18 protein-coding genes and 7 pseudogenes are annotated in these 23,460 nt (G+C 50.1%); 2 read left to right on the top strand and 23 right to left on the bottom strand.

Annotation, left to right across the window (positions count from 1 at the left end; all coding sequences use genetic code 11):
- Positions 1 to 9: 9 nt before the first annotated feature.
- The 17 genes and pseudogenes from DZ54_RS0108160 to trmJ form a co-directional block, all read right to left on the bottom strand.
- Entirely contained in the window at positions 10 to 603 is a 594-nt protein-coding gene (locus DZ54_RS0108160; RefSeq protein WP_025673717.1) for a YfgM family protein, read from the bottom strand.
- Between the two features lie 12 nt (positions 604 to 615).
- Complete coding sequence (gene hisS, locus DZ54_RS0108165) at positions 616 to 1,884, bottom strand: histidine--tRNA ligase (protein ID WP_025673718.1); 1,269 nt, start codon at positions 1,882 to 1,884, stop codon at positions 616 to 618.
- Positions 1,885 to 1,937: 53 nt separating this feature from the next.
- Entirely contained in the window at positions 1,938 to 3,065 is a 1,128-nt protein-coding gene (gene ispG, locus DZ54_RS0108170; RefSeq protein WP_025673719.1) for a flavodoxin-dependent (E)-4-hydroxy-3-methylbut-2-enyl-diphosphate synthase, read from the bottom strand.
- 15 nt (positions 3,066 to 3,080) lie between these two features.
- Entirely contained in the window at positions 3,081 to 4,061 is a 981-nt protein-coding gene (gene rodZ, locus DZ54_RS0108175; protein WP_025673720.1) for a cytoskeleton protein RodZ, read from the bottom strand.
- Positions 4,051 to 4,806, bottom strand: a complete 756-nt coding sequence (gene pilW, locus DZ54_RS0108180) for a type IV pilus biogenesis/stability protein PilW (RefSeq protein WP_025673721.1) — start codon at positions 4,804 to 4,806, stop codon at positions 4,051 to 4,053. Before pilW ends, rodZ begins: the two co-directional genes overlap by 11 nt.
- Before the next feature lie 27 nt (positions 4,807 to 4,833).
- Positions 4,834 to 5,954 (bottom strand): annotated as a pseudogene (gene rlmN / locus DZ54_RS20130) (dual-specificity RNA methyltransferase RlmN).
- Positions 5,955 to 6,209: 255 nt separating this feature from the next.
- Positions 6,210 to 6,638 (bottom strand): nucleoside-diphosphate kinase, encoded by a 429-nt coding sequence (ndk, locus tag DZ54_RS0108190; RefSeq protein WP_025673722.1) that lies wholly within the window; start codon positions 6,636 to 6,638, stop codon positions 6,210 to 6,212.
- Between the two features lie 171 nt (positions 6,639 to 6,809).
- Positions 6,810 to 8,103, bottom strand: a pseudogene (gene pepB / locus DZ54_RS20135) (aminopeptidase PepB).
- 203 nt (positions 8,104 to 8,306) lie between these two features.
- Positions 8,307 to 8,507 carry a Fe-S cluster assembly protein IscX gene (iscX, locus tag DZ54_RS0108200; RefSeq protein ID WP_025673723.1) on the bottom strand — a complete coding sequence of 67 codons (201 nt, stop codon included), beginning with the start codon at positions 8,505 to 8,507 and terminating at the stop codon, positions 8,307 to 8,309.
- A 29-nt stretch (positions 8,508 to 8,536) separates the two neighbouring features.
- Complete coding sequence (gene fdx / locus DZ54_RS0108205) at positions 8,537 to 8,875, bottom strand: ISC system 2Fe-2S type ferredoxin (protein ID WP_025673724.1); 339 nt, start codon at positions 8,873 to 8,875, stop codon at positions 8,537 to 8,539.
- Between the two features lie 2 nt (positions 8,876 to 8,877).
- A pseudogene (hscA, locus tag DZ54_RS20140) lies at positions 8,878 to 10,724 on the bottom strand (Fe-S protein assembly chaperone HscA).
- A gap of 45 nt (positions 10,725 to 10,769) precedes the next feature.
- Positions 10,770 to 11,281: pseudogene (hscB, locus tag DZ54_RS20145) on the bottom strand (co-chaperone HscB).
- A gap of 13 nt (positions 11,282 to 11,294) precedes the next feature.
- Positions 11,295 to 11,618, bottom strand: coding sequence for an iron-sulfur cluster assembly protein IscA (gene iscA / locus DZ54_RS0108220; RefSeq protein ID WP_025673725.1), 324 nt, complete (start codon positions 11,616 to 11,618; stop codon positions 11,295 to 11,297).
- Between the two features lie 20 nt (positions 11,619 to 11,638).
- Positions 11,639 to 12,022, bottom strand: a complete 384-nt coding sequence (gene iscU, locus DZ54_RS0108225; RefSeq protein WP_025673726.1) for a Fe-S cluster assembly scaffold IscU — start codon at positions 12,020 to 12,022, stop codon at positions 11,639 to 11,641.
- Between the two features lie 53 nt (positions 12,023 to 12,075).
- A pseudogene (locus DZ54_RS20150) lies at positions 12,076 to 13,288 on the bottom strand (IscS subfamily cysteine desulfurase).
- Positions 13,289 to 13,318: 30 nt separating this feature from the next.
- The gene (gene iscR, locus DZ54_RS0108235; RefSeq protein WP_025673727.1) at positions 13,319 to 13,840 is read right to left on the bottom strand and encodes a Fe-S cluster assembly transcriptional regulator IscR; all 522 of its coding nucleotides are present in this window, start codon (positions 13,838 to 13,840) and stop codon (positions 13,319 to 13,321) included.
- 122 nt (positions 13,841 to 13,962) lie between these two features.
- Positions 13,963 to 14,727, bottom strand: coding sequence for a tRNA (cytosine(32)/uridine(32)-2'-O)-methyltransferase TrmJ (gene trmJ, locus DZ54_RS0108240; RefSeq protein WP_025673728.1), 765 nt, complete (start codon positions 14,725 to 14,727; stop codon positions 13,963 to 13,965).
- A gap of 236 nt (positions 14,728 to 14,963) precedes the next feature.
- On the opposite strand from trmJ, the gene suhB reads away from it, so the two are divergent.
- Positions 14,964 to 15,767, top strand: coding sequence for an inositol-1-monophosphatase (gene suhB, locus DZ54_RS0108245; RefSeq protein WP_025673729.1), 804 nt, complete (start codon positions 14,964 to 14,966; stop codon positions 15,765 to 15,767).
- A 134-nt stretch (positions 15,768 to 15,901) separates the two neighbouring features.
- Here the strand turns inward: suhB and secF are convergent, their stop codons facing one another.
- The 5 genes and pseudogenes from secF to queA all read right to left on the bottom strand — a co-directional run bounded on the left by secF (position 15,902) and on the right by queA (position 21,396).
- Entirely contained in the window at positions 15,902 to 16,849 is a 948-nt protein-coding gene (secF, locus tag DZ54_RS0108250) for a protein translocase subunit SecF (protein ID WP_025673730.1), read from the bottom strand.
- 12 nt (positions 16,850 to 16,861) lie between these two features.
- Positions 16,862 to 18,715, bottom strand: a complete 1,854-nt coding sequence (gene secD / locus DZ54_RS0108255) for a protein translocase subunit SecD (RefSeq protein ID WP_025673731.1) — start codon at positions 18,713 to 18,715, stop codon at positions 16,862 to 16,864.
- Positions 18,716 to 18,742: 27 nt separating this feature from the next.
- Positions 18,743 to 19,072: a preprotein translocase subunit YajC gene (gene yajC, locus DZ54_RS0108260; protein ID WP_021022912.1), complete on the bottom strand. Its 330-nt coding sequence runs from the start codon at positions 19,070 to 19,072 to the stop codon at positions 18,743 to 18,745.
- Between the two features lie 36 nt (positions 19,073 to 19,108).
- Entirely contained in the window at positions 19,109 to 20,230 is a 1,122-nt protein-coding gene (tgt, locus tag DZ54_RS0108265) for a tRNA guanosine(34) transglycosylase Tgt (protein WP_025673732.1), read from the bottom strand.
- 108 nt (positions 20,231 to 20,338) lie between these two features.
- Positions 20,339 to 21,396, bottom strand: a pseudogene (queA, locus tag DZ54_RS20155) (tRNA preQ1(34) S-adenosylmethionine ribosyltransferase-isomerase QueA).
- A gap of 236 nt (positions 21,397 to 21,632) precedes the next feature.
- Between queA and DZ54_RS0108275 the strand changes: the two are divergent.
- A complete protein-coding gene (locus DZ54_RS0108275; RefSeq protein ID WP_025673733.1) occupies positions 21,633 to 22,073 on the top strand; it encodes a CBS domain-containing protein in 441 nt (146 codons plus the stop codon).
- A gap of 58 nt (positions 22,074 to 22,131) precedes the next feature.
- Here the strand turns inward: DZ54_RS0108275 and aceA are convergent.
- A pseudogene (aceA, locus tag DZ54_RS20160) lies at positions 22,132 to 23,435 on the bottom strand (isocitrate lyase).
- Between the last annotated feature and the right edge of the window lie 25 nt (positions 23,436 to 23,460).

Genomic DNA, 23,460 nt, shown 5'->3' on the forward strand with positions numbered 1-23,460 from the left:
ACCACGCCCTTATTGACTGAGGTTATTAAGCTTCATGGTGACGGTTGGGCTGTCTGCGGCCTCAAGCGATGCGGCATAGGCACCACGCGCGGCATTGCTATCACCTTGGCGAAGCAAAATATCACCGCGAATTTCTTGTACTTTGGCTATCCAGCTTGACGCGGTAATCTTCTTCAATTCGCTGAGTGCGGCGTCATAGTGACCAAGCTCCGCCTCAACGCGCGCTAAACGTGTGGTCACCAAACCATAGAGCACGTCATCACTGACGGCTTGCTGAGCCATTTGCAGCTGTTCACGGGCACGGTCTAATTCACCTTGTTCAACCTGTTTTTTGGCCAGGTTTAATGCCGCCAGTGCTTGATAGCCTTGATGCCCTTCAAGCTGACTCAATGCCGCACTGTCACCGCTCTCAATACTGTTTAAGGTTTGCTCGTATTGCTGAGAGGCTTGCTCCTTACTTTCAACCTGTTGCGACTGGAAATAACGCCAGCCGTATAAGGCACCTAAGCCGACAACGGCGCCGATCACAACCGCTTTCCCGTTGTCTCGCCACCACTTTTTAATGGCTTCAACTTGTTGCTCTTCTGTGGTGTAGACGTCCACGATCTGTCCTCTCTAAATCAATGCTTTTAATGTGGCAGCGACCTGATCTTGCTTCAGCGTTTGTTGCTCGCCGCCTTTTAAATCTTTTACCGCTACGGTTTGATTGGCGACTTCGTCTTCGCCCAATACCAATGCAACGGACGCGCCGACTTTATCAGCACGCTTAAATTGCTTTTTAAAACTCCCGCCACCAAAGTGCGACATCACGCGTAGCCCTGGCACTTGCTCACGCAGGTTTTCTGCCAGTTTCATCCCTGCGACTAAGGCACCTTCGCCGGCCGTTACCATGTACACATCCACCACGGGGCGAACATCATCTTGGCTGAGGTTTTCTAGCATCAGCACTAAGCGTTCAAGACCCATGGCAAAGCCGACGGCTGGCGTTGCCTTACCACCGAGCTGCTCAACCAAACCATCGTAACGGCCACCACCACAAACGGTGCCCTGCGCGCCTAAGCTATCAGTAATCCACTCAAAGACCGTGCGGTTGTAATAATCCAGTCCACGAACGAGACGGTGATTCACTTGGTATTCGATACCTGCTGCATCCAAGAGTTCACACAAACCGGCAAAATGTTGTTTTGACTCGTCATCTAGATAATCACTGAGCTGAGGCGCGTCGACAAGGATGGCCTGAATATCCGCATTTTTGGTGTCTAACACACGTAGTGGATTGGTCTGCATACGCCGTTTACTGTCCTCATCCAGCACAGATTCGTGCTGCATCAGGAAATCCACTAGCGCTTGACGATAATCCGCACGCGCTTGCGGTGAACCAATCGAGTTCAGTTCTAGTCGTACATGCTCAGCAATCCCGAGCTCACGCCACATACGTGCCGTCATCATGATCAATTCGGCATCCACATCCGGGCCATTCAAGCCAAAGACTTCAACGCCAAACTGATGGAATTGACGATAACGGCCTTTCTGTGGACGCTCATGACGGAACATTGGCCCGGTGTACCACAAACGGTGTTCTTGGTTATACAGCAAGCCGTTTTCGATCCCCGCACGCACACAGCCGGCCGTGCCTTCAGGTCGTAGCGTCAGGCTGTCACCGTTTCGATCATCAAACGTGTACATTTCTTTTTCGACAACGTCGGTCACTTCACCAATGGCACGGCTAAATAGATGTGTCGCTTCCACGATGGGCATACGCACTTCACTATAGCCGTATGCACTCACGACCTTTTTAATCGTGTTTTCGAGCTTCTGCCATAAAGGGGATTGAGAAGGGAGGCAATCATTCATGCCTCGAATTGCTTGAATTGTTTTAGCCACGTTAACTTCCGTTACCGATATAATATAAAAAAGGGGAAAAGCTGCCTGATGGCTTAGCTTTCTTGATCGATTTGAGACACCTGGATGCGGTTACGCTCGTCCATCATCGCCGCTTTGGCGCGGATTTTCGCTTCTAACTCATCCACCAAGTTATCATTCGTAAAGCGTTCTTTTTGACGTTTGCCATCGAGGTAATAGGCACTGCGTTTGTTACCGCCGGCAAGACCAAGATGCGACGCTTCGGCTTCGCCGGGACCATTAACAACGCAACCAATGATTGAGACGTCCATCGGGGTAAGAATATCTTCAACACGCTGTTCAAGCGCATTCACGGTGCCTATCACGTCAAATTCCTGACGAGAGCAGCTTGGGCAGGCAATAAAGTTCACCCCACGTGAACGAATACGGAGAGATTTGAGAATATCAAACCCGACCTTGATTTCTTCAACCGGATCGGCAGCCAATGACACACGCAAGGTATCGCCAATACCTTCGGCTAACAACATGCCTAATCCCACCGACGATTTGACCGCACCCGCGCGGGCGCCGCCTGCTTCTGTGATCCCGAGGTGGAGAGGTTGCTCAATCTGTTGTGCTAGTTTTCGGTAAGATTCCACCGCTAAAAAGACATCTGACGCTTTGACACTGACTTTAAATTGATCAAAGTTGAGCCGATCGAGGATATCGACATGGCGCATGGCCGATTCTACCAGTGCGTCTGGGGTGGGCTCCCCGTATTTTTCCTGTAGGTCACGCTCTAGTGAGCCGCCGTTAACACCAATGCGGATAGGAATGTTTTTGTCACGCGCCGCATCGACCACCGCGCGAATGCGCTCTTCTTTACCGATATTGCCTGGGTTGATACGCAAACAATCCACACCATATTCGGCAACCTTAAGCGCAATGCGATAATCAAAGTGAATATCCGCCACCAAAGGGATCGACGTTTGCGCTTTGATGATTTTAAACGCTTCAGCCGCGTCCATGGTTGGCACCGAGACGCGGACAATATCTGCACCGACATTTTCTAGCGCTTTAATTTGCGCCACGGTGGCATCGACATCCGTCGTGCGCGTATTGGTCATTGATTGCACCGCAATCGGCGCACCATCACCTATCGGCACATTCCCCACATTGATACGTTTGGACGGACGACGTTTTATCGGATTTTCGTTGTGCATATTGACGTTCTCTGATTACTGCGGAAGGCGCAACCGAGCCACTTGGCCGGTTGGGTAGCCATCAAGATCAATATTGTCGCCATTAAAGGTAATATTCACCACACCTGGCGCTCCGAGTACCAATTGGTACGGTGTTTCGCCAGTCAAGGTGATTTGCTCACCTTCAGCTTTTATGCCTGTTGCCAAGCGCTCGCCATTGGCATCGCGCACATCAATCCAGCAATCTCCACGAAAGGTCATAACCAAGCGGTTTTCGATGGCGCTCACGGTTGTTGTTGGCTCTGAGTCCGTCGATGACGCTTGTGCTTGTGATGTTTCATGACGATTCGCTTCATCGTTCGTTTGACCATCCGTTTGCGTATCGCCGATTGCCTCGTCAGAGGACGCTGGAGTCGATTGCGCCTCTGCTGCTGATTCTAACAGTTGCGACGCATCGGTTGCCTCCATAGACTCAGTGTCGAGCCTACCCGCTGTGGTTTGAGGGCCAGCGGCAATGACTCCACTGTCTTGATCGGAGGGGGTCGTTACCAACTCATCGGCTTGTTCGCTATCCAATTTCGAGGGTAACGATGTTATTGCTTGCTGATTTTGCCAATACCACACACCGGTAATGCCTACCGCGATAGCAATGATCACCCAAGACAACCACATTAAACGGCTCTCGCTTCTTTGCCGTCGTGTCTTGCGCGAAAAGCTTTGCATCTTCTGAACCGTTGCCGCACTGCTCGCATCCATATTGTTGTTGCCCAGAAGCTGGTCGGCATCGATTTGCATTAACTTGGCATAGGATCGCAAATAGCCACGCGTAAACGTGGCCAGTTGATCCATCTCTGGATTATTGTTTTCTAGGTCCTCGATAACACTGACTCGCAACCGCAGTCGGTCAGCCACATCGCGAACACTCCAGCCCATTTTTTCTCGCGCTTGCTTTAATACTTCCCCGGGCGCAGGTTGCGTATCTGATTGCGCGTGTTCTTCCGTCTGTTCAGTATTCATTCGCTAAGTACAATTGATATTCTTTGGATTCTGGAAACCGGCGCGCCAATCGCTGGGCATCATGGGCAGCTTGTTCCGTGTTGCCTTGTTGTTGATAGGCTTTGACCAACAATAATAGTCCGCTAGGATAGACACCCACGCGTTTATGGAGTTGTTTGATACGCGTGATCGCTCGTGTCTCTTGCGCTTGTTCTATCTCTAACTTGGCAAGTTGTAATCCTGCACGGACACTCAGCGGGTCATGCTCAGTCGCTTTTTCAAACAAGGCCTTGGCGCTCTTGATATCGCCAGCTTTCAGCTGACAGAACGCGGCATTTTCATAACTGTCTGACACACGATGATAATACGGTTGTGCGACTGCTTGCAAAAATGCGTCTTTTGCCTCTGCAAAACGCTGCTGTTCACACAAAAACACACCGTAGTTATTGTACACATCACCTTTTTCAGACGCTTGCGATAACGCTTTTTGATATAAACGGTCCGCTTGGTCGGTTTCACCGACACGTTGTTGATAATACGCCATAGACAGCGAGGTACGATAGTAATTAGGCGCATATTGGTGTGCTTGCTGCAAGTTTTGCTGCGCTTGTTGATAGCGATCACTGTTTAAGTAACCTAGCCCCAACGAAATTCGTGCCTCTGCCGCTTGAATTTTATCAAACTGAGTGTCGTTTTGCTGTGAAACTGGCGAGGCACAGCCTGCCAACGTGATAATCAACACGAATACCCAGCCAGTTTTTACCATGTTCTTCCCTCTCAAAGATCTATTATGCTAGACGGGTCGAACAGGGATCACCTCCTGCGCACCCAGTCGCTTCTCAGCGCGTTTTGTCCGGTCGACAATATCCCCGGCCAATTGGCCACACGCCGCATCAATATCATCGCCGCGCGTTTACGCACCGTGACAGTAAAATCGTATTCCATTAAGGTTTTCATAAACCGATCAATACGAGAGTTACTCGGTTTATTGAATGGCGATCCAGGATACGGGTTAAATGGGATCAGGTTAATCTTTGCCGGTGTATCTTTTAGTAGCTCTGCGAGTTGGCGCGCATGCTCCATGTCGTCATTCACATGATCAAGCAAAATATATTCAACGGTCACACGGCCACGGTTGGCATTCGAGGTTTCAATATAACGATGAACGACATCTAAGAAAGTATCGATGTCCCAGCGATCGTTAATCGGCATGATTTGGCTACGCAACTCATCATTCGGCGCGTGCAGTGAAATGGCAAGCGCCACATCAATTTTGCCAATCATTTGCTCTAAGCCAGACACGACCCCAGAGGTCGACACCGTGACGCGACGTTTCGACAAGCCGTAGGCGTTATCATCGAGCATCAAGTTTAACGACGGCAGCAGGTTTTTCATGTTAAGTAGCGGTTCACCCATCCCCATCATCACCACATTGGTAATAGGACGGCGTCCGGTTTCTTTCTCAATGCCAATTTCTTTTGCGGCACGCCAAACCTGACCAATAATTTCAGAGACGCGCAAATTTCGGTTAAACCCCTGCGCGCCTGTCGAGCAAAATTTACAATCGAGTGCACAACCCACCTGAGAGGACACACACAGTGTCGCTCGGTCATCTTCTGGGATATACACGGTTTCTACATCCTGACCGCCCACTCGCATGGCCCATTTAATGGTGCCATCTTTTGAGTAATGCGCTTCGCTCACCTCAGGCGCTTTGATCTCTGCCACCTGCTTAAGTCTTTCACGTAACTTCTTGTTGATGTTGTTCATTTCATCGAAGTCATCGCAACCAAAATGATACATCCACTTCATGATTTGGTCAGCGCGGAAGGCTTTTTCACCGAGCTCATCGGCGAAATAGGCACGCAATCCTTGCCTGTCAAAATCAAGCAGATTTACTTTCTCTGTCGTCATTGGGGTTGCCTCGTAAGAACTAGCTATATGGTAAGACACGGATATTGGCCTCGCGTTTTCCGATTAATACACCTTGACCCTCGTCAAGAAACCTGTTCGGAACGCGCTTAAGGCGCGAAATTGTACAGGCTTTAGATCACAGTTTCCACTCTCTATGAGCGTGGTTATTCGATGGGAGGCAGAGAATGAAAGAAATAAAAAAAGAGGCTCGCGCCTCTTTGTTAACTTTATTAACTTTTTATGTGCGTTTTTGTTTTAACAACGAGGATGAATTTCATCCGCGGTGAAAAAATAGGCAATTTCACGCTCAGCAGAGTCTGGGCTATCCGAGCCATGCACGGAGTTATATTGCATACTTTCTGCGTAATCAGCGCGCAATGTACCGCAAGCCGCTTCTTCAGGGTTGGTTTTTCCCATCAACTCACGATAACGGTTGATGGCACTCTCCCCTTCCAACACCTGCACCATAATCGGTCCAGAGGTCATAAACTCGACCAAGGACGCAAAGAAGGGTTTTCCTTGGTGCTCAGCATAAAATCCCTCAGCTTGTTCTTTGCTAAGGTGTAACATCTTAGCTGCCACGATGCGCAAGCCAGCACTTTCGATACGCTGATAAAGCGTGCCAATCAAGTTACGCTCTACGGCATCAGGCTTGACGATAGAAAAAGTGCGTTCAATGGTCATTCGCTTGTCCTTTCACTGTCTAAATCAGGCTCACTAGGAGCAACAACACGCTTACCCTAGCAAACTTTGTTATCTGTCCCCATCATCAATCCGGTGAAGCGTTAACTGACACAAAAAATTCATCAACGCATCACCGCTTTAGGATGGTGAGACTACTTGATGGCTGTGAAGCTACTTGGCTTCATTCAATAACACACGCGCTAGGTTTTTACGCCCATCCCTGTGGCACCGACAGCCCATTTGTCACTGGCGGCTTTACGATACGTCCCCGAGCAGTCGATGTGCATCCAGCCTTTTTGGTAGTCTTCTACAAAATAAGACAAGAACGCGGCTGCCGTGCTTGCACCTGGCATATAAGCGCCCGTCGAGACATTGGCAATATCCGCAAACGATGAAGGCAGGAGGTTGCGATGGAATTCGGCCACAGGGAGAGACCACATTCCTTCCCCTTCTTGCTGTGCTGCCTCCAGGGTGCGATGCGCAAGCGCATCATCAAAGCTAAACAATGCGTGATAATCGTTACCCAATGCCGCTTTCGCCGAACCGGTTAAGGTCGCGCAATCGATTAAGAGTTCAGGCTTTTGCTCACTGGCATACATTAAACCATCTGCCAGGACCAAGCGGCCTTCGGCGTCGGTATTCAGCACTTCAACCGTGACACCGTTTTTGTAGGTAATGATGTCGCCCAGCTTGTATGCGCTACTTGAGATCATGTTTTCAGCACAGCAAAGCACTAATTTCACGCGCTTATCTAGCCTTTCGCAATCGCCATTGCCAACGCACCGGTTGCGGTCGCTGAGCCACCCATATCGGCTTTCATGGTGGTCATGAAATCCGAGCCTTTGATGCTATAGCCACCCGAATCAAAGGTGATCCCTTTACCGACTAAGCACGCATAAACCGGTGCATCCGGATCGCCCGTTGGGTTGTAGTCCAGTTGCAGCATCGTTGGTTTGCGGGCAGAGCCTCGGCCAACGGTATAAATACCATGCCACCCTTTTTCCAACAGATCCGTGCCTGAAATAATTTTATAGGTGACATGGTCCGGTGCCATCGATTTAACAAATTCCCCCGCACGTGCTACGAGTTGATGCGGACCGACTTCTTCGGCGGTTTGGTTGATGATATCGCGTACCCAATCCACGACCGTTTTCCGTAAGTTAAACGCTTCGGCGTCGTTGTCACTGAGCACGTTTTGCTCAAAAGCGACCTTATTTTTCGGCCCACGAAGCCCTTGATAGAACGCCCAGACCAGCTCAAGGGTCCAGTGTTCACCAGTTAGGGTTAAGGCGGGCACGCCTTGTCCTTCAAGTTTACGGGCCGCTTGCTGAACCTTATCGTTTTGGCTCGCATCAGAGGGAGCATGGATCACGGCATTTCCAGCATCAAATGAGACGAGCGCGTTGTCGCCCCATTGCGCCGCTGCCGGTTGATGCGACAGGGTTACGTTTAATGTTTCTGACATGTTGCACTCCTTGTACTGTCGCGCTGTTTTTTACTGTACAGCGTGTCTGACTGGGTCGCTTGCATCGAATAAATGACACCCAGTTGAATAAAAAAAGCGAGCCAATAGACCCGCTTTTAGTAACAATCGTATTTGGCCATAGGTACTGTGCCGAGCCGGTGACGATAACACAAGTATTATCAATCACTCACGAGAGCTATCCCTCAGTCTAATTCATCCATCCAGCACATGATGATCGCTTCTAGCATTCGCTCGTTAGAACGTTCCGGCTCATCGTCAAAATCATCCAGTTCCGTGATCCATTGATGCAAGTCGGTAAAACGTACTGTTTTAGGATCCACCTCTGGGTAAGCGTCACAAAGCTCAATCGCAATATCGAGTGAGTCCGTCCATTTTAAACTCATTGTGCTTCTCCGTCCGTTGCAGCCTTGGATTAATGGTTTTCAGCTGCATGGTTTAGGGTATAGCGCGGAATTTCAACCACGAGATCTTCATCGGTGATTTTTGCCTGACAGCCAAGGCGTGACTCAGGCTCAAGCCCCCAAGCTTTATCTAGCATGTCATCTTCAAGCTCATCACTTTCATCGAGCGAGTCAAAGCCTTCGCGAACCACAACGTGGCAGGTCGTACAAGCGCAAGACTTTTCACACGCATGCTCAATACCAATACCGTTTTTTAATGCCACATCTAGGACGGTTTCGCCCTCTTTCGCCTCTAACTCCGCACCGTCTGGGCACAAGTCCTGGTGCGGTAGAACAATAATCTTGGGCATGATTACACCTCATCAATGGATTGACCGGCCAACGCATGACGAATCGATTTGTCCATACGACGCGCCGCAAAGGTCTGGCTGGCTTTATCTAGTGCTTTGATCCCCGCTTCAATGGCAGCGCCATCATCTCCGTTACGCAGCGCGATCAATGTTTCAATCTCGTTCACGAGTGCTTGTTGCTCATCTTGATTAAGCAAGGTGTCACCGTCTTGCTGCATGGCGACCAACAGCCCTTCGATCACGCGATCCGCTTCAACGCGTTGTTCCGCTAAATAGCGCGCGTCTTTGTCTTCTTCAGCATGCGTGAACGATGACTTAATCATATCGGCAATTTCATCGTCGTTAAGCCATAAGATGGCTTGACTTGGATAGACGACTCAACCCCGTTGACTTTTCCATCGCGGACACAGACAGCAAACCGTCGGCATCCACTTGGTAGGTGACGCGGACATGGGCCGCACCGGCGGTCATCGGTGGAATACCTTTCAATGAAAAACGCGCTAGCGAGCGACAACTATCGACATTTCCCGCTCACCTTGTACCACATGGACCTTCATGCCGGTTTGACCGTCTTTAAAGGTGGTAAACTCTTGGGCTTTCGCCACTGGGATCGTGGTATTACGTGGAATAATTTTTTCCACCAAGCCGCCCATGGTCTCAATACCAAGCGAGAGTGGGATCACGTCCAGCAACAACATATCAGAGTCAGGCTTATTGCCGACTAAGATATCCGCTTGTGTTGCCGCCCCTATTGCGACCACTTTATCCGGGTCGATACGGGTTAAAGGCTCACGACCAAAAAAGTCGCCGACTTGATCACGGACTGCTGGTACACGGGTTGATCCGCCAACCATCACGACCTCTAGGATCTCATCGGCACTGATTCCCGCATCTTTGAGTGCACGGCGGCAAGACATCAAGGTCTTTTTGATGAGGGGAGCCACCAAGGCATCAAAGGTGTCACGTGTCAGTGAACCTTGCCAACCGAGTACCTCGATTTGGGTGCTGTCTGCCGAAGATAATGCGATTTTCGCTTGTGTTGCAGCATGGAGCACGGTGCGGCGCTCATCACCACTGAGGATCTCAAACCCGGCTTGCTCACAAATCCACTGCTCTAGCAGATGATCAAAGTCATCACCGCCTAATGCCGAATCACCGCCAGTCGCCATCACTTCGAAGACGCCTTGAGAGAGACGCAAAATTGAGATATCAAAGGTGCCGCCACCGAGGTCATACACCGCGATCACGCCTTCTTGGCCTGAGTCGAGCCCATAGGCAATGGCCGCTGCAGTTGGCTCATTCAATAAGCGGAGCACATTTAGGCCCGCGAGTTTAGCGGCATCTTTGGTGCCTGCACGCTGGGCATACATCAAAATACGCTGGGACAGTGATCACGACGCTTCAAGCACATCACCCAAGCTGTTTTCTGCACGCTCGCGTACCGCCCGTAAAATATCGGACGAGCCTTGAATCGGATTAATGGCACCACGTCGCGTCTCGACTTGTGGCAAGCCATTTTCAGTTTGTGAAACCGATAAGGGAGCTGGGGATACCGTGTTTGAACGTCACCCAACGAGCGTCCCATCATGCGTTTGACCGATACTAGGGTATTCGCGCTATCCGTTTGTACATGAGGAAGGGCGTCATAACCCACTGAAATGGCATCGCCACCATAGTGGACCACCGACGGGATCAGTGACCGATCGTGCTCATCGTTCAAAGTGGTTGCGATACCGCTTCGTACCGTGGCAACCAAGGTGTTGGTGGTACCCAAATCGATGCCGACTGCATGCTTATGTTCATGCGGTGCGGCACTTTGACCGGGCTCTGAAATCTGTAACAGTGCCATGTCTAATCCTTAAACTTTACTGCGTTGACAGGCGAATAGTACCGATCAGCTCATGAGCTGATCTTCGACGCGTTCCACTTCGGAGCGAAGCTTCTCTGCAAACTTAAGCTTGCGCACAATCACTGCCGCTTCTTGCCATTGAGAGGCAACCAGTGCCTGCTTCACCTCTTTGATCAGGGCAGCATAAAGGCTTGTGCTTTTTCGCCTAAATCAAATAACGCAGCATCGTCTTTGCTATCAGTGATCGACTCCAACTCTTCACGCAACGTCATTTGCTGCATCAAGAACTCAGGATCCTGCATCGTTTGCTGTTCGTCTTTTATATCAATACTTTGCAACGTCAGCATATATTCAGCGCGTCGAACAGGATCTTTCAACGTCTGAAACGCATCGTTAATTTGCGAGGCTTTCTGCACTGCCTGAAGACGCGTTTTATCGTCTTGGCTAGCAACGTTATCTGGATGATACTGACGTTGCAGTTCCCGAAACGTTGAAGAAAGCGAGCTACCGTCCAGCTCAAACTGATACGGTAGCCCGAAGAGTTCAAAATGATTCATGTGCTCTCACGTATTACACGTTGAAGCTTTCGCCACAACCACATTCGCTACTGACGTTAGGGTTGTTGAACTGAAAACCTTCGTTTAGGCCTTCTTTAACAAAATCTAACTCTGTCCCATCAAGATAGAGCAGGCTCTTGCCATCGACGATTACCTTGACATCATCGTATTCGAATACCTGATCACCTTCTTGAAGCTCATCAGCAAATTCAATGATATAGGCCATGCCGGAGCACCCTGACGTCCGTACGCCAAGACGCAAGCCAATGCCCTTTCCACGGTTATCTAGAAACGCTCTGACGCGATCTGATGCCGCTTGTGTCATGGTAATAGCCATAGTATCAACAACCCCTTCGTTTACTGCTGGTGTTTTTTCTTGTAGTCGCTAACGGCTGCTTTAATAGCGTCTTCCGCTAAGATAGAGCAGTGGACTTTAACCGGTGGCAGCTCGAGCTCTTCCGCAATCTCAGAGTTTTTGATTGCGGCTGCATCGTCAATCGAACGGCCTTTCACCCATTCGGTCACTAACGAGCTCGACGCGATCGCCGATCCGCAGCCGTAGGTTTTAAATTTGGCGTCTTCGATGATACCTGCATCGTTAACTTTGATTTGTAGCTTCATCACATCGCCACATGCCGGGGCACCGACCATACCGTTACCAACGGATGGATCGCCTTTCTCAAACGAGCCAACGTTACGTGGGTTTTCGTAGTGGTCAATTACTTTATCGCTGTAAGCCATAATTGTTTCCTCAATATGATTGCTCACTGTTGCCAGTTGGCGCGTTTTTCTAATTAGTGGTGCGCCCATTCAACGGTACTTAAATCAATACCATCTTTGTACATGTCCCAAAGTGGGGACATTTCACGCAGCTTGTTCACGGCTTCACGGACCTTTTCAATCGCATAGTCCACTTCTTCTTCAGTGGTAAAGCGACCAAATGAAAAGCGCAGTGAGCTGTGTGCGAGCTCATCGTCGCGTCCTAGCGCACGAAGGACATAAGAAGGCTCAAGCTTGCGGATGTACACGCCGATCCTGACGAAACCGCCAGATCTTTTAGCGCCATCAACAAAGACTCACCTTCCACAAAGGCAAAGCTCACGTTCAAGTTGTGTGGAACACGCTGTTCCATATCGCCATTCACGTAAACTTCTTCTAAATCTTTCACACCTTCATAAAAGCGGTTGCGCAGTGCTAATGCGTGTTGGAAATCTTTCTCACGCTCTTCTTTCGCGATACGGAAGGCTTCACCCATGCCAACAATTTGGTGGGTCGGCAAGGTGCCTGAACGCATCCCGCGCTCGTGCCCGCCGCCGTGCATTTGCGCTTCAATGCGGACACGTGGTTTACGGCGCACATACAAGGCACCGATACCTTTTGGTCCATACGCTTTGTGCGCGCTGAAAGAAATCAAATCGATTTTCATTTCTTTCACGTCCAGTGGCACTTTGCCCACCGATTGCGCGGCATCAACGTGGAACATGATTTTACGCTCACGGCATAACTCGCCGATGGCCGAAATGTCCTGAATCACGCCAATTTCGTTGTTTACGTGCATGATAGAAACCAAGATGGTGTCATCACGCATCGCGGCTTCGAGCTTTTTAAGATCGACCAAGCCATTTTCTTCGAGCTCTAGGTACGTGACTTCAAACCCTTCACGCTCTAGCTGCCGGCAAGGATCAAGCACCGCTTTATGCTCGGTCTTGCACGTAATAATGTGCTTGCCTTTTTTCGAGTAGAAATTGGCAATCCCTTTGATGGCCAGATTGTCTGATTCCGTCGCGCCTGAGGTGAAGACAATCTCACGCGGATCGGCATTGCAATAGTCAGCAATGTTTTCGCGCGCGGTATCAACGGCTTCTTCTGCTTGCCAGCCAAAGCGGTGCGAGCGGGAGGCTGGGTTACCAAAGACCCCGTCCATGGTCAGGTGCTGACTCATTTTTCGGCAACGCGCGGATCAACCGGACACGTGGCTGAATAATCAAAATATATGGGCAATTTCATGTTTTTCTCCAATTACACCGACATTGGTCATCAGGAGCGAACGTTCACGCCTATGGTGGCGCTATCTTGTTTAACCTTCGAGCTAAACGTGTTTTTTGGTGCCAATGAGGCATCCCGTTTAGCGTCCTGACGATCTGCTACTTGCTTCACTTCGTTATCATGCATCAGCTCACCGAGCGTGATGTCGTTTAGAAAACCGCTAATACGGGCACTTAAGTCGTGCCACAAGGTGTGTGTCAAACAACGGGTTCCGCCTTGGCAATCTGCTTTACCTTGGCATTTAGTCGCGTCAACCGATTCGTCAACAGCGGCAATCACAGCGCCAACGGCAATCTCGTTCGCCGCTATTCCGAGACGATAACCACCGCCTGGGCCACGGACACTGCTGACCAGTCCCGACTTACGGAGCCGTGAAAACAGTTGCTCAAGATAAGACAATGAAATGCCTTGACGCTCTGAGATATCCGCCAAGGGCACAGGGCCCTGCTCGGCATGAAGCGCCACATCGAGCATGGCGGTAACCGCATAACGGCCTTTCGAAGTCAATCTCATAACACGCTACCTGTGGTGAATAGATACTCAAATAGTTACATACCTGAGTATTTTGGTCAAGTATTTACCTGAGTATTTTTGTCAGGCTTTCACCAAGGTGTACGGCTTGCCATTTGAAAGGATCAGTGAGTGTGATGATTATCGCTATTCTGCTCGCTCGATGCCGTTTGCTTGGTCACCTTTTCCACCGATGACAAGACACCACGTAAAATATTTAATTCTTGGCTCTCTAGCCGAGCTCGGTTGAATAAGCGACGCAACTTCGTCATTACCATGCCTGGGTGCTGGGTGCGGATAAACCCAGTTTTGGTGAGAACCGTTTCTAGGTGAGTATAAAAACGCGCCAAGTCTTGGTTAAGTGGATACTCTTGCTCAAGACTTGGGCCTTGGTAGGCTTGACTATCTAACCAAGCAACACGCATTTCATAACAGAGTGTTTGCACCGCCATAGCCAAATTCAAAGAGCTATAGTCTGGGTTTGATGGAATCGAAACATGATAGTGACAGGTTTGCAGCTCCTCATTGGTTAACCCAGTGCGCTCTCGACCAAAGACGATGGCGACCGGATGCGTTGCGGCCTCTTGAATCGCTTTTTGACCACACTCTCGTGCATCCAACATTGGCCACTCTAATGTTCGGCTTCTTGCACTGGTGCCAATCACCAAGCCACAATCGGCAACCGCATCTTCAAGCGTGTTAACCACCCGCGCGTTATTGGCGATATCACTGGCGCCTGCGGCCAAGGCAATGGCTTGTCCGTCCACTTCACAGCCGGGAGCCACTAATGTCATGTTGGTCAGCCCCATTACTTTCATTGCTCGGGCCGCTGAGCCAATGTTGCCGGAGTGGGAGGTGCCTACTAATACAACGCGAATTTGATCTAACATGATGTTGTTTTCGTCTCTTGCTCTGTCCACCTTGGTGGGATGGGCAGGGGTCTGTCAGTTTCGCGCAGTTTATCACAGTGCAATCGATAATACTTCTCAGCTAAGCCTGCGGCTGGCGCCATATTTAACCGCGGACACGCCATTATTGACGGTTAAAAAATACCCACTTTCCTTTTGCTCTGGCTCTGTTATACTCCGCTCCGCTTTCGTTCTTTAACATCCGTTGGGAAAACCGTATGCATCCGATGCTAAACATCGCCGTCCGTGCTGCACGGAAGGCTGGCGATTTTATCGCTAAATCTGCAGAAAACAAAGACAACATCGAAACCGCACAAAAAGGCAGTAATGACTTCGTCACCAATGTCGACAAAGCGGCGGAACATATCATTATCGATATTATTAAAAAGTCTTATCCGGACCACACTATTGTTGCCGAAGAGTCAGGCGTGGCCGAAGGAAAAGACAGCGATTATCAATGGATCATCGACCCACTGGATGGCACCACTAACTTCATTAATGACTTTCCGCATTTCTGCGTGTCCATCGCCGTGCGCATTAAAGGCCGCACTGAGATCGGCTGCGTTTATGATCCTATCCGCAATGAGCTATTTACCGCTCAACGTGGCTCCGGCGCGCAACTTAACAACAAACGTATCCGTACAGGCAGTGCCAAAGAGCTTGACGGCACTCTTTTAGCAACCGGTTTCCCGTTTAAAGCCAAACAGCATGCTGAAGGCTTCATGGCTGTGGTCGGTGCGTTATTTGTCGAGTGTGCTGACTTCCGTCGTACCGGGTCGGCAGCGTTGGATCTTTGCTATGTAGCGGCAGGTCGTGTTGATGGTTTCTTTGAGCTTGGCCTTAAGCCTTGGGATCTGGCTGCAGGTGAGTTGATTGCACGCGAAGCGGGTGCCATTTGTACTGACTTTAACGGCGGTACTGACTACATGCGCTCTGGCAATATTGTCAGTGGTGGTGCACGTGTCGTAAAAGGCATGCTCGCCAAAGTCCGCGAACACGCGCCTGAGTCGATGAAAAAATAAAGATACAGGCGAGATATCGATAAAAAAGCGGCGCTCATTGAACGCCGCTTTTTTGTGTCTGCCGGATAGCGCTTTATGATAGGTTAGCCATCAGACCAATACATTGCCCCACTCATGTCGCAGGGCCAATGTAGTTAAGGCATCGAGTCGAACTCTTCCCCTTCTTTTTCCACTTCTGGAACCAGGAGGTGTTCACGCGCAATACCAAGTTTCAGTGCCAGCGCAGAGGCGACATAAATCGATGAGTATGTCCCCACGGTAATACCAATCAGCAACGCCATGGCAAACCCATGGATCATCGACCCGCCCAAGGTAAAGAGCGAGATAACCACAAACAAGGTGGTGCCCGAGGTAATCGTGGTTCGACTGAGGGTTTGTGAAACAGATGCGTTGATAATTTCGTCTGACTCACCCTTACGAAGCTTACGGAAGTTCTCCCGAATACGGTCAAACACCACAATCGTATCGTTCAGCGAGTAGCCCACCACAGTCAGTAACGCCGCGACGATAGTGAGATCCACCTCTACTTCGAACAGCGAGAAAAGCCCAAGCGTAATAATAACATCATGAGCCAGTGCCATGACGGCACCTGACGCTAGACGCCATTCAAAACGAAACGAGACGTAGATCAGGATACAAACCAATGCAATGATGATTGCCAAACCACCTGCTTCCGTCAGCTCGTCCCCAACATTAGGGCCGACAAACTCGATGCGGCGCATTTCCACGTTATCACCGGTGCCAGACTTAATGGCATTCAGCACTTCATTGCCGAGGTTTTCACCTTCCATGTCATTACGTGGACGCAATCGCACCATCACATCCGTCGCGCTACCGAAGTTTTGCACCACGGCATCACCAAAGCCTTCGGCGGATAGCGAATCTCGGATTAACGCGAGATCAGCCGGTTGTTCAAATCCGACTTCAATCAAGGTACCGCCGGTAAAATCTAGCCCCCAGTTCAACCATTTGGTTGATAAGGTCACCACGGAGGCCGCAATCATGAAGATCGAAAGCACGAAGGCCACTTTGGACCAACGCATAAAGTTGATCGACATGTCCGGTTTAAATATTTGAAACATGCTTGGGCTCCCTTAAATCGACAGTTTTTCGACGCGCTTGCCGCCATACACTAGGTTTACCAGTGCACGCGTTCCCACGATAGCGGTAAACATGGAGGTCAAAATACCAATCGATAGTGTCACCGCGAAGCCTTTAATTGCCCCAGAACCCACCGCAAACAAGATGATCGCCGTGATCAACGTGGTAATATTGGCATCCGCAATGGTGCTAAAAGCGTTGGAGTAACCCCGATCAATCGCATGTTGTGGACTACGCCCTTCATGCAGCTCTTCGCGAATACGTTCGAAGATAAGCACGTTAGCATCCACCGCCATCCCCACGGTCAAGACAATACCGGCAATACCCGGTAGCGTCATGGTCGCGCCCGGGATCAGTGACATAATCCCAATAATCAATATGATGTTGGCGAACAACGCACAGTTAGCAAACAAACCGAAACGACGGTAATAAACCAGTGTAAACAGCATGACCGCAACCAAGCCCCATAAACAGGCTTGTATACCCATATTGATGTTTTGCTGCCCCATGGATGGACCAATCGTGCGCTCTTCCACAATCGAAATCGGTGCAATCAAGGCACCCGCACGTAGCAATAGCGCCAGGTTGTGCGCTTCTGCTGCTGAGTCAATCCCAGTAATTCGGAAGTTACGACCGAGAGCTGATTGGATGGTCGCTTGGTTAATCACTTCTTCGCGTTTTTCCAAGATCACCTTGCCGTTTTCATCACGCTCACCACTGTCTTTGTACTCCGCAAACACGGTGGCCATCAGCTCGCCAATGTTGCGCTTACTGAAGTCAGACATTTTGTCACCGCCCTCGCTATCGAGCGAGATATTCACTTGTGGGCGACTGTACTCATCACGTGATGAGCTGGCGTCTGTGATGTGTGAACCGGTTAAGATGACCCGCTTTTTCAATACCGCAGGACGCCCGTCGCGCGAGCGCATTAGCTCACTACCAGGTGGGACACGCCCTGCCATCGCCGCAGATAAATCGGCATCTTGCTCGACTTCACGAAATTCCAATGTCGCGGTCGCGCCCAGGATCTCTTTTGCTCGGGCCGTATCTTGCACACCGGGTAATTCAACCACGATGCGACTCGCACCTTGACGTTGGACCAAAGGTTCTGCGACCCCGAGCTCATTAACACGATTACGCAGAATGGTGATGTTTTGCGCCACGGCGTAATTACGAATTTCTTTTAACCGATCGTCTTTATAGACCGCGGTCAAGGTACCGTCGTTTTCATCAACCGAGAAGTTCATGTCTCGATAGTTGTTCGACAGTAGTTCGAGGGCTTTATTGGTGTCTTCTGCGTTACGCAGGTTAACCATCACGCGCGTGTTGTCTTCGACACGTAACCCACGATAGCGAATTCGGGCTTCACGTAAATCAGTGCGAAAGCTATCTTCTTGCTGGGTGATCAGTTTTTCCAGCGCCGCGTCCATATCCACTTCCATTAGGAAGTGTACCCCACCGCGTAAATCTAGGCCCAATTTCATCGGTGTTGCGCCAAGGGCGTCCAACCAAGAGGGCGTTGCCGGCGCAAGGTTTAATGCGACTACATAATCATTGCTATCGAAGCGAGACATCAGCGCATCACGGGCACTGATTTGCGATTCAGTGTCTTTAAAGCGGGCTAAGACGGTACCTTCTTCAAGTGCAATCGATTGGTAGGAGAGATCGTTGGATTCGAGGGTTTGTTTGATGGAGTCCAGTGCAGTCATATCTACCGAGGCGCCACGCGCCCCGGAAATTTGTACTGCTGGATCTTCACCGTATAAATTGGGAAGCGCATACACGATGCCAATAACCAAAGCTATTAGCACCATGATGTACTTCCACAAAGGATAACGGTTTAGCACAGCATGCATCCTTTATGGTTGCGAAAATTAAAGAGACTGGATAGTACCTTTGGGCAGTACTGCCGTCACGAAGTCTTTTTTAATGGTCACTTCGTTATTATCGTTGAGAGCAATCACAATAAAGTCATTGTCTTCAGCTATTTGGGTAATTTTACCCACCAGACCACCGCCGGTGAGTACCTCGTCCCCTTTGCTCATCGATGCCATTAGGTTTTTATGCTCTTTGACACGCTTCGATTGCGGGCGGTAAATCATAAAATAAAAAATGACCGCAAAGAGACCAAGCATAATGAAAAGCTGCATACCGCCACCTTGTGGCCCGGCTTCAGCCGCTGCGTGAGCTTGTGAGATAAACATTCAATCACGTCCTCGTTCTAGTTGTTGAATTCGAAATTAATCGAGCGGTGGCACTTCCTTGCCACGACGCGCGTAGAAATCCGCTACAAAGGCATCTAATCTACCTTCGTCAATCGCGTTACGCAAACCTTCCATGACGCGCTGATAATAACGCAAATTATGGATAGTATTGAGTCGCGCACCAAGGATTTCATTACAACGGTCTAAATGGTAAAGATAGGCACGGCTATAATGGCGGCAAGTGTAACAGTCACACTCGGGATCCAAAGGCGAGGTATCACTTTTATGTTTCGCATTACGGATCTTGATCACACCGCCGGTAATAAATAGGTGACCATTACGGGCATTTCGAGTTGGCATCACGCAATCGAACATATCAACGCCACGACGCACCCCTTCCACTAAGTCTTCCGGTTTGCCCACCCCCATTAGGTAACGGGGTTTGTCTTCCGGCAACTGCGGACAGGTATGTTCAAGAATGCGGTGCATATCTTCTTTCGGCTCACCGACCGCCAGCCCGCCGACGGCGTAACCATCAAAGCCAATCTCGGTCAGTCCTTCTACCGAAATGTCGCGCAGGTCTTCGTATACGCCGCCTTGTACGATACCAAACAGCGCATTTTTGTTACCCAATTTGTCAAAGTGGTTCCGGCTACGCTTGGCCCAGCGCAGTGACATTTCCATCGATTTTTTCGCTTCCGCGTGCGTCGCTGGATACGGGGTACACTCGTCAAAAATCATCACGACATCTGAACCGAGGTCGTATTGGATCTCCATCGACTTTTCCGCATCCATGAAAATGCGATCACCGTTAACCGGGTTACGAAAATGCACCCCTTCTTCAGTAATTTTACGGATATCCCCTAGGCTGAAGACTTGAAAACCGCCAGAGTCGGTTAAGATAGGGCCATGCCACTGCATAAAGTCATGCAAATCGCCGTGCAGTCGCATAATCTCTTGTCCTGGGCGCAGCCACAGGTGAAAGGTATTACCGAGTAAGATCTCAGCTCCTGTGCCTTTCACTTCTTCAGGGGTCATTCCTTTTACGGTGCCGTACGTACCCACCGGCATAAACGCCGGGGTTTCAACCGTACCGCGTTCAAAGATCAAACGGCCACGGCGAGCGCGCCCGTCGGTTTTCTTCAGTTCGTATTCCACGAATCCTCCTCAGTGCCAGAGAAACAGTCTGGCGTGTGTCTTATGCTAACAAGGTTTACCCTGCCGCAAGCTTAGTTCACGCGAAACCTGGCTTCGCGTGACAATCCATTAATCAGGTTGTTGCTGACGCGTGATAAACATGGCATCGCCATAGCTGAAAAAGCGATAGCGCTCATCAACTGCAGCGCGATAAGCCGCCATGGTGTGCGCGTAACCGGCAAACGCGCTTACCAACATGATCAATGTTGATTCAGGCAAGTGGAAATTAGTAACCAGCACATCCACCAGCTGCCACTGATAACCCGGGTAGATAAAAATCTGGGTATCGTTGAAAAATGGCGCCAGTGGCTCGCCTTTTTGTTTCGCCGCTTGCGCCGCACTCTCTAATGAGCGCACAGAGGTGGTTCCTACCGCAATCACCCGCTTGCCTTGTGCGCGCGTTTGATTGACCGCATCGACTACCTCTTGAGGCACTTCAGCATACTCAGCATGCATGGTGTGCTCTTCAATGTTGTCGACCCGAACCGGTTGGAATGTTCCGGCTCCCACGTGCAAGGTAACAAAGGCAATGTTGACGCCCTTGTTTTTCAATGCCGCCATGATGCCATCATCAAAATGCAGGCCAGCGGTCGGTGCCGCTACCGCACCGGATTTTTGGTTATAAACGGTTTGATAACGCTCTTTGTCACTGTCTTCATCAGGACGGTCAATATACGGCGGCAGTGGCATGTGACCAATGTCGTTCAGTGTATCGACCACTCCTTTATCGCCGTTTAGCTGAATCTCGAACAGGGCGTCATGGCGTGCCACCATCTCTGCAGGGATCTGTCCGTTATCACCGAGGAATAACGCAGCCCCCGGTTTTGGTGCTTTCGATGCGCGCACATGAGCGAGAAAACGACGCTCGTCGAGCACACGTTCAACCAACACTTCAATCTTACCGCCTGAGCTTTGCGGCCATAAACACGCGCGGGAATCACTCGAGTATTGTTGAACACCATTAGGTCGCCTGGCTCGACCAAATCCAGGATATCTTTAAACTGACGGTGCGTGACTTGACCACTATTCCCCTCCAGCGACAGTAATCGACTCCCACTACGATCCGGTTGTGGATAGCGGGCGATTAATTCATCGGGAAGCTCAAAGTGAAAATCGGATAATTGCATGACGTTTGCCTAGATAAAAAGCAGGCCGCTAGTATAGGTAGCCCACCGTGAATATCAAGCGAGCGAAACGGTCAATTTTTCAATCATGATCATCCGCGCGTGGCTCCGTGTCATCCACTCGCGGCTATGTTTATCGTTTTTACCCCTTACGCGGATAATTGATGCGTATCACGTCTACCCCGGTTTAAGTGCACTACAGTAAAAGTAATCCTGTGCACTGATAACAAGGAGGTGCCATGTTTACTGTTGATGATATGATGACCCGGCATCCGCATACGCTGAGTCCAAATCATACCCTTGATGATGCGCATCGCTTAATGCGTTTAGAACGCTTCCGTCACCTACCCATCGTCGATGATAATGAGCGTTTGCTTGGGCTTGTCACCCAACGCGATGTGCTCTCCGCCCAAGCGTCTTCTTTAGGAAAAGCGACCAATGGCGATGATCAAATCTACACGCCACTCGCGCAATTTACCGATAGGCAGCTTGTTACCGTCACGCCGGAGGCTTCATTACGTGCCGCGGCATTATCGATGTTAGATCGGAAAATAGGTTGCTTGCCCGTGATTAAACACCAACGGTTGGTTGGGATCATCACCGACAGTGATTTTGTCGCGATTGCCTCAACTTTGCTCGAAATTCAGGAAGAAAGCGAACCGATGGAAGAAGGCGAATAAATAAAAAGGGAGTGTCTCCACTCCCTTTCTTACTTCATGCCCAAGATAACGGCTTGAATTAAAACTGATCTTCCTCAGTTGAGCCAGTGAGTGCAGTCACCGAAGATTGACCGCCTTGGATAATATTGGTCATCTGATCAAAATACCCGGTGCCAACCTCTTGCTGGTGAGCCACGAACGTATAACCACGCTCCGCCGCAGAAAACTCAGGCCGCTGCACCTTCTCCACATAGTGGCGCATGCCTTCACCTTGGGCATAAGCGTGGGCAAGGTCGAACATGTTGTACCACATGTTGTGAATCCCCGCTAAGGTGATGAACTGATACTTATAACCCATATCTGACAGCGCTTGCTGGAAGCGGGCGATGGTATCGGCATCCAAGTTCTTCTCCCAGTTAAAGGATGGCGAGCAGTTATACGCCAATAACTGATCCGGATATTGAGCATGAATCGCTTCGGCAAATTGACGCGCCTCTTCCAGATCCGGTGTCGCAGTTTCACACCAAATCAAATCGGCATACGGCGCATAGGCAAGACCACGAGAAATCGCTTGTTGAATGCCTGGGCGCACGCGGTAAAAACCTTCAGCGGTACGCTCACCGGCAATAAAGTCTTTGTCATAAGGGTCACAGTCTGACGTTAATAGGTCAGCCGCATTGGCATCCGTACGAGCAATCACGAGCGTATCAGTCCCAGCAACATCCGCGGCCAAACGCGCCGCAACCAGCTTTTGCACCGCTTCTTGGGTTGGTACCAACACCTTCCCACCCATGTGGCCACACTTTTTCACTGATGCCAGCTGATCTTCAAAGTGAACACCCGCCGCGCCTGCTTCAATCATACTGCGCATCAACTCATATGCGTTGAGTACGCCGCCAAACCCAGCTTCGGCATCGGCAACGATAGGGAGGAAATAATCGGTTCCCTCTTCTGGTGATCCACCTTTTGACCACTGGATTTGATCTGCACGGCGAAAAGCATTGTTGATACGTTTGACCACCGACGGCACCGAATCGACCGGATAAAGTGATTGGTCCGGATACATGCTTGAGGCGGTGTTATTGTCCGCCGCTACTTGCCAACCTGATAAGTAAACAGCCTCAATGCCGGCTTTTGCTTGTTGCACCGCTTGGCCACCCGTTAACGCGCCCAAGCAGTTAACATAGCCTTTTTTGGCACTGCCGTTAACAAGATCCCACAGTTTAGCTGCGCCGCGTTTGGCAATGGTGTTCTCAGGGACAAAAGAGCCGCGCATACTGACCACTTCCTCAGCGGTGTATGTTCGCTTTACGTTTTTCCAGCGTGGATTTTCAGCCAGTCCTTTTCCAGTTGCGCGATTTGTTGTTGGCGAGTCAAAGTCATGTTCCATTCCTCTTTGTTTGCAGGG

Source organism: Salinivibrio socompensis S35 (assembly GCF_000513715.1).
Lineage (GTDB): Bacteria > Pseudomonadota > Gammaproteobacteria > Enterobacterales > Vibrionaceae > Salinivibrio > Salinivibrio socompensis.

Coding starts and splice junctions, on each gene's coding strand:
- suhB (WP_025673729.1), top strand. CDS start 14,964: ATGCATCCGATGCTAAACATCGCCGTCCGTGCTGCACGGAAGGCTGGC.
- iscU (WP_025673726.1), bottom strand. CDS start 12,022: ATGGCTTACAGCGATAAAGTAATTGACCACTACGAAAACCCACGTAAC.
- secF (WP_025673730.1), bottom strand. CDS start 16,849: ATGTTTCAAATATTTAAACCGGACATGTCGATCAACTTTATGCGTTGG.
- yajC (WP_021022912.1), bottom strand. CDS start 19,072: ATGTTTATCTCACAAGCTCACGCAGCGGCTGAAGCCGGGCCACAAGGT.
- iscA (WP_025673725.1), bottom strand. CDS start 11,618: ATGGCTATTACCATGACACAAGCGGCATCAGATCGCGTCAGAGCGTTT.
- DZ54_RS0108275 (WP_025673733.1), top strand. CDS start 21,633: ATGTTTACTGTTGATGATATGATGACCCGGCATCCGCATACGCTGAGT.
- ndk (WP_025673722.1), bottom strand. CDS start 6,638: ATGACCATTGAACGCACTTTTTCTATCGTCAAGCCTGATGCCGTAGAG.
- rodZ (WP_025673720.1), bottom strand. CDS start 4,061: ATGAATACTGAACAGACGGAAGAACACGCGCAATCAGATACGCAACCT.
- ispG (WP_025673719.1), bottom strand. CDS start 3,065: ATGCACAACGAAAATCCGATAAAACGTCGTCCGTCCAAACGTATCAAT.
- iscX (WP_025673723.1), bottom strand. CDS start 8,507: ATGAGTTTAAAATGGACGGACTCACTCGATATTGCGATTGAGCTTTGT.
- pilW (WP_025673721.1), bottom strand. CDS start 4,806: ATGGTAAAAACTGGCTGGGTATTCGTGTTGATTATCACGTTGGCAGGC.
- trmJ (WP_025673728.1), bottom strand. CDS start 14,727: ATGTTAGATCAAATTCGCGTTGTATTAGTAGGCACCTCCCACTCCGGC.
- fdx (WP_025673724.1), bottom strand. CDS start 8,875: ATGCCCAAGATTATTGTTCTACCGCACCAGGACTTGTGCCCAGACGGT.
- iscR (WP_025673727.1), bottom strand. CDS start 13,840: ATGAGATTGACTTCGAAAGGCCGTTATGCGGTTACCGCCATGCTCGAT.